The sequence below is a fragment of the Novipirellula caenicola genome (assembly GCF_039545035.1).
Lineage (GTDB): Bacteria > Planctomycetota > Planctomycetia > Pirellulales > Pirellulaceae > Novipirellula > Novipirellula caenicola.
In genome coordinates this window covers 510,515-526,031 of the sequence record NZ_BAABRO010000005.1, presented here as the reverse complement: position 1 = coordinate 526,031, position 15,517 = coordinate 510,515, and the positions used below count along the sequence as shown (strand labels likewise).

Genomic DNA, 15,517 nt, shown 5'->3' with positions numbered 1-15,517 from the left:
CCCAGACCCATTGTTGATTTGACGTCATGCCCTGCGATAGCGCCCCATCTTTGTCAATCAAATTCGTTCGCATCGAATTCCAGTCCGACCTGTATGCTCAAGCGATTGAGTTGCGTCACGCGGTGCTTCGTCAACCGCTGGGGTTAGCGTTCAGCCCGGAACAACTTGCCGCGGAACACGATCAACTTCATTTCGGCATGCTCGGTGGCGATGATTTGCTCGCCTGCGTGTCCGTGATGCTGCTTTCACCGACCACCGCCAAAATCCGTCAAATGGCAGTCGACGCCACACGGCAAGGTCGCGGAATCGGATCGAATCTGCTGTGCCGAGTTGAATTGGAATTGAAATCCATGGGGGTGGAATGCATTCAGCTGCATGCTCGCGAGACCGCTCGAAGGTTCTACGAGCGGCTTGGTTATACGGCGACGGGAGAACGGTTCACCGAAGTCACCTTGCCTCACATCAAGATGACCAAAACGATGGTCACATGCTGAGCCAAAACCAGACGCCCAGCGGAATACAAATCAAATTGACGACCCAGGCAAAGATCAACCTTCTTCGCGCACTGGCGTCACGATAGGCCGTTGTTGGAATGGTGAGGGTGACGTACAGCGAATAAAAGTTCAGCAGTGGTGGGAAGACCAAGACACCCACGATCGACGACAAGTACGCTCGCTTGACGGCGACATCGATCGGTTCATCGAGTACGGACTGCACATCGCGGCGATCGATTGGCAAGGCGGGTGGATGTTTCGGTAGATCCGAAATCGGATTTGGCGGATGGTAGGGATTGGTTGAAACGGCCATCGGATCCGGAGCGATTTCACCGATGAAGTCACCGGCACCCAGCGTCGATACGACACTCTCGTCTTGGTTCGGATCGTGTCGTCCGGTGGCATCGTCCTCGCTACGTCGCTTGTTGCAACTCCAGCAGACCTCGAACGCCGGTTCGTTCTGTTCGTCGCAGCGCGAACAAATCCATGGTCCCACACTTTGGATCAACCTCTCGTCGGCCGCCAACAGCTCGATAGCCCGCTGGTAGTCGGCCGGAGCGACTTCGATCCGCACCAAACGATCTGTCCCCGCGCCACCCATACTGAGCGCCACCGCGGCATCGGTGCCGGTCACGATCGAGCGGATGCCGGCGGCCGCCAGCCGAATTCGCGTCGTTTCGGCCGAAAACGCGTCTCCATACTCGCGAACGCTGACCATGGGACCGCGATAATTCGAACCCGGCATCGCCTTCGCCGCAGTATCGATTTCGACTGAATCGACTTCCGATGAATCAGCGTCTTGAAACTCCGAACTCGGCAAAATGCTTGTCTCCGCACACGCATAATCGGAAAGTGGAACACGCTCAGCTTTAGAATCACCGTGGCTGGAGTGGTGCCAGGGGCAAAATCATTGACTAATATAGTCGCTGGGTGATCGCTGATCCTGCCTTACCACCCTTATTCGCCTGTTCCTCATCGCGGCGAATCCTGCCCCCTTTCACTATAACCACATCCTATTTTCCTCCTATCCGTTAGGTGAACTTCCATGCCGATCCGTTATCGGTTTTCCCAAACCCTTGCTTTTACCGCGTTTTTTCTTTCGATCGCGGTGCTGGGTCCTGCCTGTTTTGCAGAGTCGATTCAGCTTCGTGACGGACAACGCGTTGCCTTGGTTGGCAACAGCACGGCGGAGCGAATGAACTTGTTCGGCAATTTGGAGACCCGCTTCCAACTGCGAACTCACGATCAACGGATCCAATTCCGCAACTTTGGTTGGCCCGCCGATGAAGTTGCCAACCAGCAGCGTCCCGGCAACTACACGCTGATTGACGATCCGTTTAAGGTCTATGGCGGCGACTTTTTTCTCTGCTTCTTTGGCTTTAACGAATCCTTTGCGGGTGATTCTCCCGAGGCGATCGAGACGTTTGTCTCGGACTATCGCAAATACCTCAGCAAACTGACCACTGATTTCACGGTTGATGGACGCAAGCCCACGTTTGTATTGGTCACGCCCATCGCATTTGAATCGACCGGCAAACGGCTGCACGCGGACGCAGATCTGCGCAACGCGGTTCTTTCCAAATACGCCGCGGCCATTCGTGCGTTTGGTAAATCAGACGGTTACCGCGTGGTTGATGTTTTCGAGGCCACTGAAAAATTGTTCTCCGCCGAACCCGGAGCCCAGTACACCATCAACGGAATTCATCTAAACGAACAAGGCGACGAGGAGCTTGCTCGTTTGATCGACGCTCAATTATTCGACGAACCGCTGCCAAGCGTTGACCCCGCTCGCAAGGAAAAGCTTCGCACCGCGATCAATGACAAATCATGGCTGCATTCTCAAGATTATCGCATGCTGAACGGTTGGTATGTCTACGGCGGTCGCCGAACTTGGGATACCGAGACCTTCCCGACCGAGTTCCGCAAAATTCGACAGATGGTCGACGTTCGCGATTCCTACGTTTGGGACATCGCCGCAGGACGGCCGGTTGCCGACAACCCGGATGACTCGGGAACTGGCGAAGTGTTTACTCCGGAAACCATGTTCGGTTCGCGTGACGAAAACTTCCGCAAGATGCGTGAGCCAACGACTCTCGAGTATCCCACGCCCGAAGAATCGATTTCTCAGATGAACGTGCCTGAGGATTTTCGCATCGAGTTGTTTGCTTCGGAACGCGAATTTCCTGAGTTGGCAAACCCCACCCAAATTGCCTTTGATGAAAAAGGCCGATTGTGGGTTTCATGTATGGTGAATTATCCGCAGTGGTTGCCCGGTTCATCACGCCCGAGCGACCGGTTGCTGATCTTAGAAGACACCGACGGCGACGGCAAAGCGGACAAATGCACGACGTTTTACGACAAGCTGATTTGCCCGACCGGATTCGAGTTCTATGACGGCGGTGTGCTGGTCGTGGACGAGCCACGGATTATTCATTTGAAGGACACCGATGGCGACGACAAGGCCGACGAAGTGGTTCATGTGCTCGACGGGCTGGCGACCGATGACACTCATCATACGATGGGCGCTTGGGAATTTTCGCATGGCGGTTTGCTGTACATGCAAGAAGGCGTTTCGATGTCGACGACCTTGGAAACGCCGTGGGGCCCTTTCCGCAATCATGGACCGTCGGGTTCGTACGTGTGGGATCTCGAATCGCTAAAAATCCGCCATTTCCGTACCCCGGCGTATGGAAACCCGTGGTGCCTTGTATTCGACAAATGGGGCATGGGGGTGATCGGTGACGGTACCGGCGCTCAACAACACTGGGCAAGTCTGTTATCGGGCGCAGCGGTTCGTTCGCGAAGCAGCGTGCAACCGATTTTCAATAACGAAGGAATGCGACCCGCGGTCGGCAGCGAGTTTCTGACGTCGCGTCATTTTCCGGAGTCCTATCACGATCACTTTATCTATGCCTGTGTGATCAACATGCACGGGATGCCCAAATTCACGATCGAAGACGAACCGGGCACCGCCGGTTTGACTGGCAAACGAATCGAAGATTTGCTCTCGTCGACCGATATGTTCTTTCGTCCTGTTGATCCCAAAGTGGGCCCCGACGGCGCGGTGTGGTTCGGCGATTGGTGCAATGCGTTGATCGGACACATGCAATATTCGCAGCGGGACCCGAACCGCGATCACGAGCACGGCCGCATCTACCGGATGGTTTACAACAAAAAACCTCTCATCGAACCCGTGCTGCAAGCGGGCAAAAGTGTTGAGGAACTGCTTGATCAACTCGATACCTACGAACTTCGCACTCGTTATCGCGTCCGCCGTGCACTGCACGACCGCGATGAGAACGAAGTGTTGACCAAGGCCGCCGCTTGGCTCGGCGATTCGACCGATCCGATGAAAATGTGCGAAGTGCTGTGGTTGCAAGAGTTCTTTCATCGGGTCGACTCCGAATTGGTCAACCGGATCATGAACAGCGATGACTTCCATGCTCGCAGTGCCGCCATTCACGTGGTCGGCAACCAATGGGAATGGATGGACAATCCCAATGAAATTTTGCGTGGATCGATTGTCGATGCACATCCTCGTGTGCGTCTCGAAACGCTGCGGGCGATCAGTTTCCAAGAGACGATCGAAGCTGTGGAAATTGCCTTGCGGATTGATGAAAACCCACGCGACCAGTGGATTGATTATGTGTTCGAACATACCCTTCAAGCACTGCAACCGGTTTGGGAGCAGGCGACCAAAGACCCTGAATACTTGGCAAGTTTGTCGCCGGAATCGCAAAAGGTGCTGCGGGATTATCAACACTCGACCGGACCGGGACGCGACATCTACGTTCCACTGCGAACGTTGATGAATCCCGACAAGAAGACCGATCACAACAAGGCACTCGAGAAATTGGTAGCCGCCGGCGGCGGAAATATCCAAAACGGCGCCAAGGTGTTCGAGCGAACCTGTGCTGCTTGTCACTTGCATGGCGAACTTGGCAAAGAGTTTGGACCGAAGTTGACCGATGTCGGCAGCCGGATGTCGCGCGAGCAGATCATTCGTTCGGTCATCTGGCCCAACGAAGAGATCTCGAAGGGTTTCGAAACCGTGCAAATTTTGACCTATGACGGACAACCGTTCGCCGGGTTCATTCTTGCCGAAGACGAGGACACGCTGACGCTGGGGATTGCCAATGGCAAAATCGAGAAGATCGACAAAGAAGAAATCGAAATTCGCAAGGAGATGAAAGCCAGTAGCATGCCCGAAGGGTTGCTGGAAACGATCTCGCCCGGCGAGTTCTTGGATCTGATTGTGTTCTTGACCGACGGATGGATTTCGACCGATCCCAACCGCAAAATGAAGCTGAGAAAGTATGGCGAATTCGAAGAGATTTCTCGCGATGCTCAGCTCAAGCTCGGAGCCGACTTTCAAAGCCGATACTCTGGCGGCGCATCGTCGTTCATGAGTGGCAAATCGCCAACCGAGTTTGACTTTGCGTTTCACTCACGCGAGGGTGCCAAGCCCGAAGACACGATGATGGTCATTCGGCTGGCCTCGCCGTCGGAAGTGCGTCACGTGGAATTGACCAATCGACGCTCGGCACAATTTCACAGCCGAGCGAAAGGGCTCGCGATGTGGGCCAGCAACGATGGTCAATCGTGGACCAAAGTATGGACAAGCGAGCAACCGCAAGCGAAATATTCGTTTGATTTGCTTGCAGGAACCCAAGCTCAGTTCATCAAGCTGGGACTCGAAAACGGCGGCACATTCCATCTGGATCAAGCCGTCTTTTACGGTCGCCGTTTGCCCGCATCCGGCGCGGTTAGCCAGAAGTAACGTGTCGCGAGTTCTCGGCGTATGGAATTGAATTAGGTAGACCGGAACAACGATTGGCAACTTTTGCCGTAGTGGACGAGGTACGAGTCCTTTGGATCGGATGAAGGCGATGGGACTCGTTGCCTCGTCCACTACAATTTCTCTTGGAACCATGGCTGCGGTGACCGACATTCCGCCGAACTCGATCGACAAACATGACGCAGGCCTGCGTTCGGTTCATACTTCGAATTTGCCTGACTTGTTGGACCAGTTGGGAATCACGCTGCTTGTGACCACTTACCAGGCGGGCAAGTTGGTGATGCTGCGTAGCGAGGCGGGAGTGCTGAATACACATTTTCGCTCGTTTGATCAGCCGATGGGGTTGGCGGTTGACGCCGATCGCATTGCGATCGGAACCGCGATGCAGGTTCACGAATTTCGCAATATTCCTGCGGCGTGCGACCGTGTGCAATCATCGCATCGCCACGACGCCTGCTTCCTGCCCCGCGTGACACACCAAACCGGGGACATCGATGTTCACGAGATGGCTTGGGTGCAGAACGAGTTGGTCTTTGTGAACACGCGGTTTTCTTGTTTGGCGAAACGCAGTGGCACGTACAACTTTGTTCCCGTTTGGCGGCCTTCGTTCATCACCCAAAATGTGCCCGATGATTGCTGTCACTTAAACGGCATGGCGGTGCGTGACGGCAATGTCCGCTACGTGACGGCACTGGGGGATTCGAACGAGCCGAGCGGTTGGCGAGCGAACAAGAAAGATGGCGGCGTGTTGATTGACGTGCAATCCAACGAGATTGCCGCTCGCGGGCTTTCGATGCCCCATTCACCGCGTTGGCATGACGGCAAGTTGTGGCTGTTGAATTCGGGCAGCGGATCGTTTGGTACGATCGATTTGGCGTCGGGTCGGTATGAACCGTTACTGACGCTGCCCGGTTTCACACGAGGTTTGTCGTTTTACGGACCGCTGGCCTTCATCGGGCTGTCGCAGGTTCGCGAGACCGCCGTGTTTGCAGGAATCCCGATCGCTGAACTGCCGATGGAACAACGCTGCTGTGGCGTGTGGGTCGTCAATTTGCAAACCGCAAATGTGATTGCGTTTGTGAAATTCGAAGACACCGTGCAAGAAATCTTTGCAGTCGAAGTTCTGCCGGGTTCACGTTATCCCGAACTGGTTAACGAAGACCGCGAGTTGATCGCCGGCACGTACGAATTGCCCGATACGACGTTGCCTTGCAATTCTTGATTTCGCTGCCAATGATCGATTGGTGACGTTTCTCGAGGATCGAGGTAACGTTTTAGCGCGGTTTAGAGTGAGTGATTTTGCGGATCGCGGAAATCGTTTCTTCGATCTGTTCGGCTCGAACATCCGCAGCGACGTCGCTGTAGTAATCGGCTCGGATACCTAAGGATTGTTTCATGGCGTTGGCCAAGGCAGGGTCCAGATCCAGCATTTCATCGGCCATCTCGAAATCGCGGTCACTTAGAATCTGGTCGGCAAGGCTTTCGATCAACTCGCACCACTGCGTCATGTCCTCGCTATCGGCGGCCGGCATGTCGTCACTGTCAAAGCCCCAACCGTCGTCGATGAGATCTTCGTCACCAAAACCATCCACCTCGTCAAAGCCCACCTCATCCCCCAGTCGATCGGGACGGAGACCTTCGTCGCCGAAACATTCCTCACGAAAACATTCGTAGTAGGCCTTTAGCGTCAACAATCGCATACTTGGTGCGCGCTCGCTGTACCAATCGTCCGCATCCAATCCATCTGCGTCAAAGCCTTGCCGCTGTTGATCGATCTCGTCCTCGATGAACTGACGAACCGTTTGGAAGATCGCGTAGACCCCGGCATCATTGATCGCCGACGGCGCAAGTGTTTCCGCGGTCGGAGTCAATAAGTACTCGGTAATTTGATGCAGCACGGCGAGCTGTTCGCTGGTCGTCAATTGATCGAACAGCGGGACGTCGAAATCCCAACGCCAATCGCCCTCCAAATTCTTGGGATCTAAAACTCGGCTTTGCAGCCGATCGATCATGCAATGCAGCGATGTGCGAACGAGTTCCGCCTCGGCGCCGTCGAGAACCCGATCCCCTTCGGGTGTTTGCCATGTCATCTCGGTACTCCCTTGTGTGTCATGCGGTTATCGTATCCGAGAGCCCATGGATGCGGAAACCGTGGATCTGGCGATTGGAGCCGGGATCGTCGCAATCGCCCATCGACGGGCGTTAGGCTGCGGTGGTCTGAATCAGCGTGATGGTCCAAATAGCGGGGGGTGGCTGTGGGACCATGCACGACGGGCGGATGATGCTAAGATAACCCCCATTAACAAAAACAGTGAACTTCCGCGCCCGATGAGCTCCTGGTTTGGTGCCAATGGGGGCGAGAGTGATAATTCAACGTGATTACGCAAGCGTGGGAGAAGGATGATGGCAAACGACGCAATCGGCGGCGACGAAAAGCAAGACACTTTGGCAAACACGGAGGGCTCCGCGTCCAAAAGCGTGAAAAAACAACCCAGGTCGAATTCGATTTTGCTGGTGCCATACCCAAAGTTCATCTTTATGTACCCCACGCTGATCGTGGCGACGATCGCGGCAATCGTGATGTATTTTGGCGGCTACCATACTGTGGATCCCGATACCCAAAATCTGCCGGTGGTGATGACGGGTCTGTTTTTGGTTGTGATGATGGCCAATATGTTTGTCATCGTCTTCGATTTCCCGCGGGCCACCTCGCTGACGTTGGTTTTCGTGTTGGCGACGATCGCAATGGGGCTGTGGATGTTGACGCTACTGAAACCCGATCTGTTGCCCGCGATCGGGCACTTGTTCACAGGGTTGCGGCCAGCGGCCAATACGACCTTCTTTGTCTGCACGTCGCTGGCGATGATTTTGATGTATATCGCGGTCTTTGTTAGCGTGCGGTTTGATTATTGGGAACTTCGCAACAACGAATTGCTTCATCACCACGGTTTCTTAAGCGACTTGAAACGTTACCCCGCGCCAAACCTGCGAGTCGACAAAGAGATCAATGACGTCTTTGAATTCTTGTTGCTCGGTGCCGGCCGCTTGATTCTGCACCCCACAACCGAGAAACGAGCGATCGTGTTGGACAACATTTTGTTCGTTGGCAAAAAAGAACGTGAATTGACTCGCGTGCTCGGTTCGATCAAAGTGCAAATCGGCAGCGATTCGTCTGGATCGAACTAGCAAACGGCAGCCCATTTTCCTTTTAAAGCTGCGTCTTTCGAGTAGACCGGATCCCCCACTGACGCTGTTTGTAGTTGCACTATTTGCTGTCGCGGAGCGACATACTTCGATAGCCTCGGACTTTAGTCCGAGGGATTTTCGCCAATATCAATCGAGTCCCAGCGGGACGTTTTGTGACTTGATCGATTGCCACAGAACGTCGCTCCGCGACTGGGTGCCAATTTCAGAACCGAAACCTTGGACTAAAGTCCAAGGCTATCCCATAAAGTGCCTCCGGCACAAAAACAGCAACTTCAAAACTGACGCTTCGGGTTGTGAAAAACGCGCAACTTCGAAACTCCCGCCCCAACATTCCCACCTGATCCCCAACCTTCCCCCATGTTTATCAAACGCGTTTGCGCTGTTTTTTTAGCGTCTTTGGTCATGCCGCCGGTTGCCTCGGCAGCCAATTGGACTGTCGTGCCAGCGCGTTGCAACGACGTTGATATCCAACGACAAGACCAAGTGATTGAGATCCGAACGACGGGAAGCGATCCGTTTCTCGTCGGTGAATTGAGTGACCTCGCTGCCGAAGACTCGGTGCTTCAATTCGACTACTTTTGCGTCTCGGGCGTCAAACAAGTCGAGCTGTTTTTGGGACGCCCCCGTTATGGAGACACCCCGCTGAGTCTGCCCGCGATTCCCGTGGCGGAAACGTGGCAGACCTATAGCACAACGGTCAATCTCGATTCGCTGCGAAATGCGAATCCAGACTCCAAAACCATGCGAATCGATCTGGGTCGAAAACCGGGCGTTCGAATCCAACTTCGTAACGTTCACGTCCGAGCCAAGACGCCGCAAGAAAAAGATCGCGAAGCAAAGCAGCAGCAATTGCGGCAGCAAAAGGTCGTGGCCGCCGAGCGGATTGAAAACTACCTGTCACAATCGTTCCCCGCTCGAATCGACTCGGTAGTCGTCGACCCATCGACCATCACCGTTACGTTCTCGGGGTTACCTCAATCGCTCTCGGAGTCAGAATTGCAGCTGATCGAGTGTCCGCCGTGGCAATCGATCGGCCAATCCGCAGATCCCCGCAAAGTCGACGTGCCGATTCAGCTTGAGGGTGCACGGGGCACGGTGGTATTACCGCGGTTCGAGGGTCATCGAGATCGCTTGCAAAGCAGTTGGCGGCTAGCCAAGTCGGTCTCGGGTTCATTGTCTTACCTGACCGCACGGACGTTTGCTACCGAGATCGATGTGATCGGTGGGAACCACTCGCCACATCGCCCGGTGCCTGCGAATCAGAAAGGGTTGGGCGGTATTGGGCTGCATGGGCCCATCGATGAACTCCGAGAACTTGGCGTCACCGCGATCACCGTCAATATCGCGATCACGTCGTTCGTCAAGGATGCCCCCGGTCAAGGACGGATCAAAATCCCCACCTCAGGTGCCCCCGTTTATTTCGATACATTGACGCTGAGCCACTATGACCGTGTGATGAATTGGGCTCGGGAAAACAACGTGGTCGTTTCGGCCATCATCTTGATTCCGACTCCGCGAGCTGGCAACGACGCTTCACCGCTTGTGCATCCTGAACATGACGGCGGCATCTACACGATGCCCGATTTGACCACGCCTCGTGGCACCGACATCTATGCGTTTGTCTTAAGCGAAATGGCACGGCGGTACAGCAATACCGACTCCGCTCCTGGCGGCATTACCAACTGGATCGCCCACAACGAAATCGATTTCCACACCGTGTGGACCAACATGGGATTGCAGCCTCGAACGATTGTGACCGAGTCCTACTATCGTTCGATGCGAATCATTCACAACGCGGCTCGCCAACACAATCCGCACGCGCGTGTGTTTACATCCTTGACGCATCACTTTAATGTCCCTGAGGATGGCCAGTGGCGGCAACTGTCCGGTCGCGAAGTGATCGAATCGCTGCAGCGATATTCCGTCACGGAAGGCGATTTTGCTTGGGGTGTGGCCTATCATCCCTATCCTCAAAACCTGTTCGCAGCGGTGCCGTGGAACGACACTCGCATCAGCGACGATTTTGAAACGCCGTTGATTACGATTCAAAATTTGCAGGTGTTTGGTCGTTTTATGCAGCAGGAATCGATGCGTGATTCGTCGGGTGCGGTACGACCGGTTTTGTTCAGCGAGCAGGGTTTTCATACCGATTCGTACGACGATGATGCTCAGGATCGTCAAGCCGCGGCGCTGCTGTATGCGATGCAAAAAGTGCGTGCGATGCCGATGGTCGAATCGTTTCACTACCACCGCTGGATCGATCATCCTCGCGAAGGTGGATTGAAGGTGGGATTGCGAACGTTGCCCAGTGAGACCGAACCGTACGGTAAACGCAAACGCGCCTGGCACATGTACCAAGCGATTGGCACCGAACGAGAAGCACAAGTCAGCAAAGGATTGCCGACACCGTAACGTCACGTTTTAGCTAGTCAGGGGAAAATAGTATCCCATCCGATGCGTCAGTTTTGTAGTCGCGTTTTGTAGCCATACAGTGGCGGCAGAATGTAGCATGGGGGCGAAAGCTGGACTGCTGAAACGCTGCTGCTGTCATCCGATATTGGGGGTGAGTTTATCATCCGGTCGAAACTGCTGCTACTTCTCCACCGACGAAGTTGGCGGAGAGGCGACAATCCACAAGTCACCTCTCCCGAGCGAAGCTTGGGAGAGGTCGGACGGGCCTTTAGGCCTCGTTCGGGTGAGGGCCGCGGTGGGCAACCTTGAAGCATGGTTCGATTGAGCTTGCTCGGACGGCCCTCACCCGAGCAGTCGCTAAAGGCTCTGCTCGACCTCTCCCAAACAAGTTTGGGAGAGGTGACTGTTGTAGCGGAATTCGTCAAGAATTTCGGCCACGATTACGTTTGATCGAAACTCTTGACGAGTTCCGCTACGTCAATTGTCGTTGCGATGGTCCTACGGGGTTCCAACACAGTACAGCGACTGGTTGCTGCGTAGATACAGCTTGCCATCGCTTACGGCGGGCGAAGCATTGAAGTCGGTTTCATCGCCGGCGAACTTGTTTTGCGAGACCGGTTTAAATTCGTCATTCGGTGCGTAAACAATCGTGCCGCTGCGGCGAGTCACGACGTAAATGTTCTTGCCGATCAACACCGGTGACGCGTAAACGGGGCGACCGCTTTCAAGATTATCCACTCGTGATTTGTAGATCACTTCTCCGTCTTTGGCCAATGTACAGTAGGCAATGCCTCGATCATCGATCCAGTAAAAACGTCCGCCCTGTAATAGCGGTGTGGCAACATAGGAACTGGAACGATTTGTCCACTGAACATGCGAGTCGGTGACGTCGTCCTTGCCGCCAAGTTTGACGGCGATACTGCCCGAGGCTCGATAGCCGCCAAAACTGTAGACCGTGTCACCATCGACAATCACCGACGGCGTGACGTTGCCGGTCATCGGCGACTCACAATACCACCGCAGCTTTCCCGTCCGAGGATTCATCGACCAAATCTCGCCAGGAACGCTGATCACCAACTCCGGTTCACTGTTTGGCAGCGTTACGATACGCGGCGTACCGTACGTCAGTTCCAACATGTCGGCGTCTTGTCGCCAGTTTTCTTTGCCGGTGGCTTTGTCCAACGCGATGATCGCTCGCGACTCTTCGGCAGCGTTCACGATGACGCTGTTTTCAAACAGCACAAGACTCGATGCAGACCCCCATTGGCGGTTGCTCGATCCTTTGCCGACATCGAAGCTCCAATTCTTTTTGCCATCCAGACTGATCGAATGCACGCCTCCTTTGCCGAGGAAAACGAACACGTTTTCGCCGTCAGTCACCGGGGTGTTACTGGCGTACCCATGTTCGGTGATGTATCCCTGGTATCGGTCTTCGCGGTAATCGATCGGAAAATCGACTGCCCAATTCTGCTGGCCATTTGTTTTGTCGAAACTGATGACTTGACGTTTCGCTTCCGACCCGCTGACGTAACACGTGACAATCACTTGGTCGCCCACGACGATCGGGCTCGATGCACCGGATCCGGGCAGATCGACTTTCCATAGCAGGTTCTCGGTTTCGCTCCAAGTCGTTGGCACCGTATCGGACGACCGGGCTTGTCCGCCAGGCCCTAGGAACTCGGGCCAAGCCGCATTGCCGACGCTCGCGGTCAGGACCCATGTAACAACGGTAAGAAGGGAGCAGATTTGCATGGCAACAGCTTGGGCTAATGGACTTGTGACGCGAAGAGATCGAAATTAAAGGCGGATTGAGTTCAATCAAGTGGATGAGAAACAAGAGCAACCCAGCGAACAGGGCGACCGTGATTTTTACGATCCAGGGACAACTCGCTGGTTCGACTACGTTAATATGCGTAAGATCTGTCAGTAGCGCCCCCTGATACCGGAAAAAATTTCCAGAAAGCTTCCACCAACCACTGAGAAACCAATGATAAGACATCACCGATGGATTGCCGCGTCCTCAATCTTGCTGATGGGCACTTGTGTCGTCGTTTATTCACAGCGTCCGGGCGGTCGGCCTGGTCGCGCACCCGTGGTCGACGAGCCGTTTGTCGGTATTGTCACGTCCGAAGGCATCCAGCGCGACCTGTTTTCGATCAAGTCCACTGGCGTGTCCACCGCGCCGGTTCGCGAGGCGGCCGACGCATTCTTGGCCGGATTGAATGACGATCAACGCAAACGGACGGTCTTTCCCGTGGACGATTCCGAGTGGCGTCAGTGGGACAACCGGCACCGATCGCCACGCCAAGGCGTTGGATTTGATGAGATGTCCGATGCGCAGCGAAAGCTGGCTTTTGAAATGATTGGGCAAAGTCTGAGTGCCAAGGGGCTCAAGAAAACCCAAGACATCATGAAACTCAACGGCACGCTCGCCGAACTCGCCAACAACTTTGACGAATACGGCGAGTGGCTGTACTGGGTCACGATCATGGGCGAACCCTCCAAGACCGAACCATGGGGTTGGCAACTCGACGGACATCACCTCGTCATCAACTATTTCGTGTTGGGCGACCAAGTCGTGATGAGCCCCGTCTTCATGGGCTCGGAACCGATCGAAGCCAAGGGCGGAAAATTCAAAGGCACGATCGTCATGCAAGACGAACAGAACAAGGGTCTTGAGTTCATGCAGAGCTTGACGGACGACCAGCGGTCCAAGGCGATCGTGATGCAGAACAAGGATGGCAACAATAATCTAACCGAAGCGTACAAGGACAACGTTGTCCTTGATTACGCCGGCATCGCTGGATCAGAACTCAGCGACGAGCAGAAGAGCGGGCTACTCAACTTGATCGAAGAATACGTCGGCAACATGCGTCCAGATCACGCAAAGGTTCGCATGTCGGAGGTCCAAGAGCACCTTGATGAAACCTACTTTGCCTGGATTGGCGGAACAACCGACCAGAGCATTTACTACTATCGAGTCCACAGTCCGGTCGTCTTGATCGAGTTCGACCATCAACGCCGGGTAGCCCCGTTCCGTACCGCCGAGCCCACACGCGACCACATTCACACCGTGATCCGCACGCCCAACGGAAACGACTACGGCAAAGACCTGCTGCGTCAACACTACCATGACCACGACCACTCGCACCCACACTCTCATTGATCGATGACGGCACCCGGTGCTATACGAGAGCGTCCGGCTTAGGCCAGAGGCCGATACACTCGCTGCCGTGGCCGCAAGGCTACGGCGTGAAGTAATTGAGCGGCATAGCACTTAGACGCGAACATTTCCCTGCTGTTAATCTTTCTGTCGTTACATCCGGTGCAGAGAAATGTTGTGTACCGCGACGACGCTTGGCCAACGGTAAACGTAGCGCGTAGCGAGTCCCACGATTGCCGTTCAGTTGTTGGCATGCTGACGGGTTTACAGGAAAATGTGGGACAGGAAGATAAGACGATGGTGGGTACCCGTGACCCGAGACCCCGCGTTCGTCGCTTCCCCCATTTTTTAACCCTTCATCTTTTAACCTTTCTTCACCTACCAAGTGCGAGACATTGATGTTGAATGAAGCGACATCGCACTTTGGTTCAAACATTTTTCTGCCGTCCTCCGTCTTCCTGCCCAACCTTGGGTTGCATGGAGTGACGTTTGTCATCGATTTGCGCCTTTGCAGCGACTGCGGGACGAGTTGAAGTGGTGAGATTGGTTCACTGTAAGATCGACCGTTCAGTTCACTTGCTTTTAATCTTTCTGTCGCACCCATCTTTCTGTCGTCACATCCGGTGCAGAGAAATGTTGTGTACCGCGACGACGCTTGGCCAACGGTAAACGTAGCGCGTAGCGAGTCCCACGAATGCCGTTCGGTCGTTGGCACGCTGACGAGTTTACAGGAAAATGTGGGACAGGAAGATAAGACGATGGTGGGTACCCGTGACCCGAGCCCCCGCGTTCGTCGCTTCCCCCATTTTCTAACCTTTCATCTTTTAACCTTTCTTCACCTGCCAAGTGCGAGACATTGGTGATGAATGAAGCGGCATTGCACTTGGGCTCGAACATTCTCCTGCCCCCTCCATTTTCCTGCCCAACCTTGGGTTGACCGTTGTGACACCAACCATCGATTTGCAACGTTGCAGCGACTGAGCGACAAGTTGAAACGTTGAGCTCGGATCACCGTAAGATCGATCATTCAGTTCACTTGCTTTTAATCTTTCTGTCGCACCCATCTTTCTGTCGTCACATCCGGTGCAGGGAAATGTTGTGTACCGCGACGACGCTTGGCCAACGGTATGCGTTGCGTGTAGGGCGTTACGCGATTGCCGTTCAGTCGTTGGCATGCTGACGGGTTTACAGGAAAATGTGGGACAGGAAGATAAGACGATGGTGGGTCCCCGTGACCGGAGCCCCAGCGTTCGTCGCTTCCCCCATTTTCTAACCTTTCATCTTTTAACCATTCTTCACCTACCGCATGCGAGACATTGGTGTGAAATGAAGCGGCATTGCACTTGGGCTCAAACATTTTCCTGCCCCCTCCATTTTCCTGCCCAACCTTGGGTTGACCGTTGTGACACCTACCATCGATTTGCAACGTTGCCGCGACTGCGG

Annotated in this window: 9 protein-coding genes; 6 read left to right on the top strand and 3 right to left on the bottom strand. The window is 54.4% G+C overall.

Annotation, left to right across the window (positions count from 1 at the left end; translation table 11 throughout):
• The first annotated feature begins 50 nt into the window (after window positions 1–50).
• The gene (locus tag ABEA92_RS13635) at window positions 51–494 is read left to right on the top strand and encodes a GNAT family N-acetyltransferase (protein WP_345684383.1); all 444 of its coding nucleotides are present in this window, start codon (window positions 51–53) and stop codon (window positions 492–494) included.
• Here the strand turns inward: ABEA92_RS13635 and ABEA92_RS13630 are convergent.
• Entirely contained in the window at window positions 484–1,314 is an 831-nt protein-coding gene (locus tag ABEA92_RS13630; RefSeq protein WP_345684382.1) for a putative signal transducing protein, read from the bottom strand. The genes ABEA92_RS13635 and ABEA92_RS13630 overlap by 11 nt on opposite strands.
• 225 nt (window positions 1,315–1,539) lie before the next feature.
• Here ABEA92_RS13630 and ABEA92_RS13625 point away from each other — a divergent pair, with 225 nt between their 5' ends.
• Together ABEA92_RS13625 and ABEA92_RS13620 are read left to right on the top strand one after the other, a co-directional pair.
• On the top strand, window positions 1,540–5,274 hold the full coding sequence (locus ABEA92_RS13625) for a PVC-type heme-binding CxxCH protein (protein ID WP_345684381.1): 3,735 nt from the start codon (window positions 1,540–1,542) through the stop codon (window positions 5,272–5,274).
• A gap of 151 nt (window positions 5,275–5,425) precedes the next feature.
• Window positions 5,426–6,514 (top strand): TIGR03032 family protein, encoded by a 1,089-nt coding sequence (locus tag ABEA92_RS13620; RefSeq protein WP_345684380.1) that lies wholly within the window; start codon window positions 5,426–5,428, stop codon window positions 6,512–6,514.
• Between the two features lie 52 nt (window positions 6,515–6,566).
• Here the strand turns inward: ABEA92_RS13620 and ABEA92_RS13615 are convergent, their stop codons facing one another.
• Window positions 6,567–7,382, bottom strand: a complete 816-nt coding sequence (locus ABEA92_RS13615) for a hypothetical protein (RefSeq protein ID WP_345684379.1) — start codon at window positions 7,380–7,382, stop codon at window positions 6,567–6,569.
• 424 nt (window positions 7,383–7,806) lie between these two features.
• On the opposite strand from ABEA92_RS13615, the gene ABEA92_RS13610 reads away from it, so the two are divergent.
• Window positions 7,807–8,478: a hypothetical protein gene (locus ABEA92_RS13610; RefSeq protein WP_345684378.1), complete on the top strand. Its 672-nt coding sequence runs from the start codon at window positions 7,807–7,809 to the stop codon at window positions 8,476–8,478.
• Window positions 8,479–8,856: 378 nt separating this feature from the next.
• On the top strand, window positions 8,857–10,911 hold the full coding sequence (locus ABEA92_RS13605; RefSeq protein ID WP_345684377.1) for a DUF5722 domain-containing protein: 2,055 nt from the start codon (window positions 8,857–8,859) through the stop codon (window positions 10,909–10,911).
• Window positions 10,912–11,409: 498 nt separating this feature from the next.
• Here ABEA92_RS13605 and ABEA92_RS13600 read toward each other — a convergent pair whose 3' ends face one another.
• Window positions 11,410–12,663: an outer membrane protein assembly factor BamB family protein gene (locus ABEA92_RS13600; RefSeq protein ID WP_345684376.1), complete on the bottom strand. Its 1,254-nt coding sequence runs from the start codon at window positions 12,661–12,663 to the stop codon at window positions 11,410–11,412.
• Window positions 12,664–12,943: 280 nt separating this feature from the next.
• Here ABEA92_RS13600 and ABEA92_RS13595 point away from each other — a divergent pair, with 280 nt between their 5' ends.
• Window positions 12,944–14,077 carry a DUF3500 domain-containing protein gene (locus tag ABEA92_RS13595; RefSeq protein ID WP_425572435.1) on the top strand — a complete coding sequence of 378 codons (1,134 nt, stop codon included), beginning with the start codon at window positions 12,944–12,946 and terminating at the stop codon, window positions 14,075–14,077.
• Window positions 14,078–15,517 lie beyond the last annotated feature (1,440 nt).

Excerpts from the sequence above, each read along its gene's own strand:
- ABEA92_RS13625 (WP_345684381.1), top strand. The coding sequence starts at position 1,540 with ATGCCGATCCGTTATCGGTTTTCCCAAACCCTTGCTTTTACCGCGTTT.
- ABEA92_RS13620 (WP_345684380.1), top strand. The coding sequence starts at position 5,426 with ATGGCTGCGGTGACCGACATTCCGCCGAACTCGATCGACAAACATGAC.
- ABEA92_RS13605 (WP_345684377.1), top strand. The coding sequence starts at position 8,857 with ATGTTTATCAAACGCGTTTGCGCTGTTTTTTTAGCGTCTTTGGTCATG.
- ABEA92_RS13600 (WP_345684376.1), bottom strand. The coding sequence starts at position 12,663 with ATGCAAATCTGCTCCCTTCTTACCGTTGTTACATGGGTCCTGACCGCG.
- ABEA92_RS13595 (WP_425572435.1), top strand. The coding sequence starts at position 12,944 with ATGGGCACTTGTGTCGTCGTTTATTCACAGCGTCCGGGCGGTCGGCCT.
- ABEA92_RS13615 (WP_345684379.1), bottom strand. The coding sequence starts at position 7,382 with ATGACATGGCAAACACCCGAAGGGGATCGGGTTCTCGACGGCGCCGAG.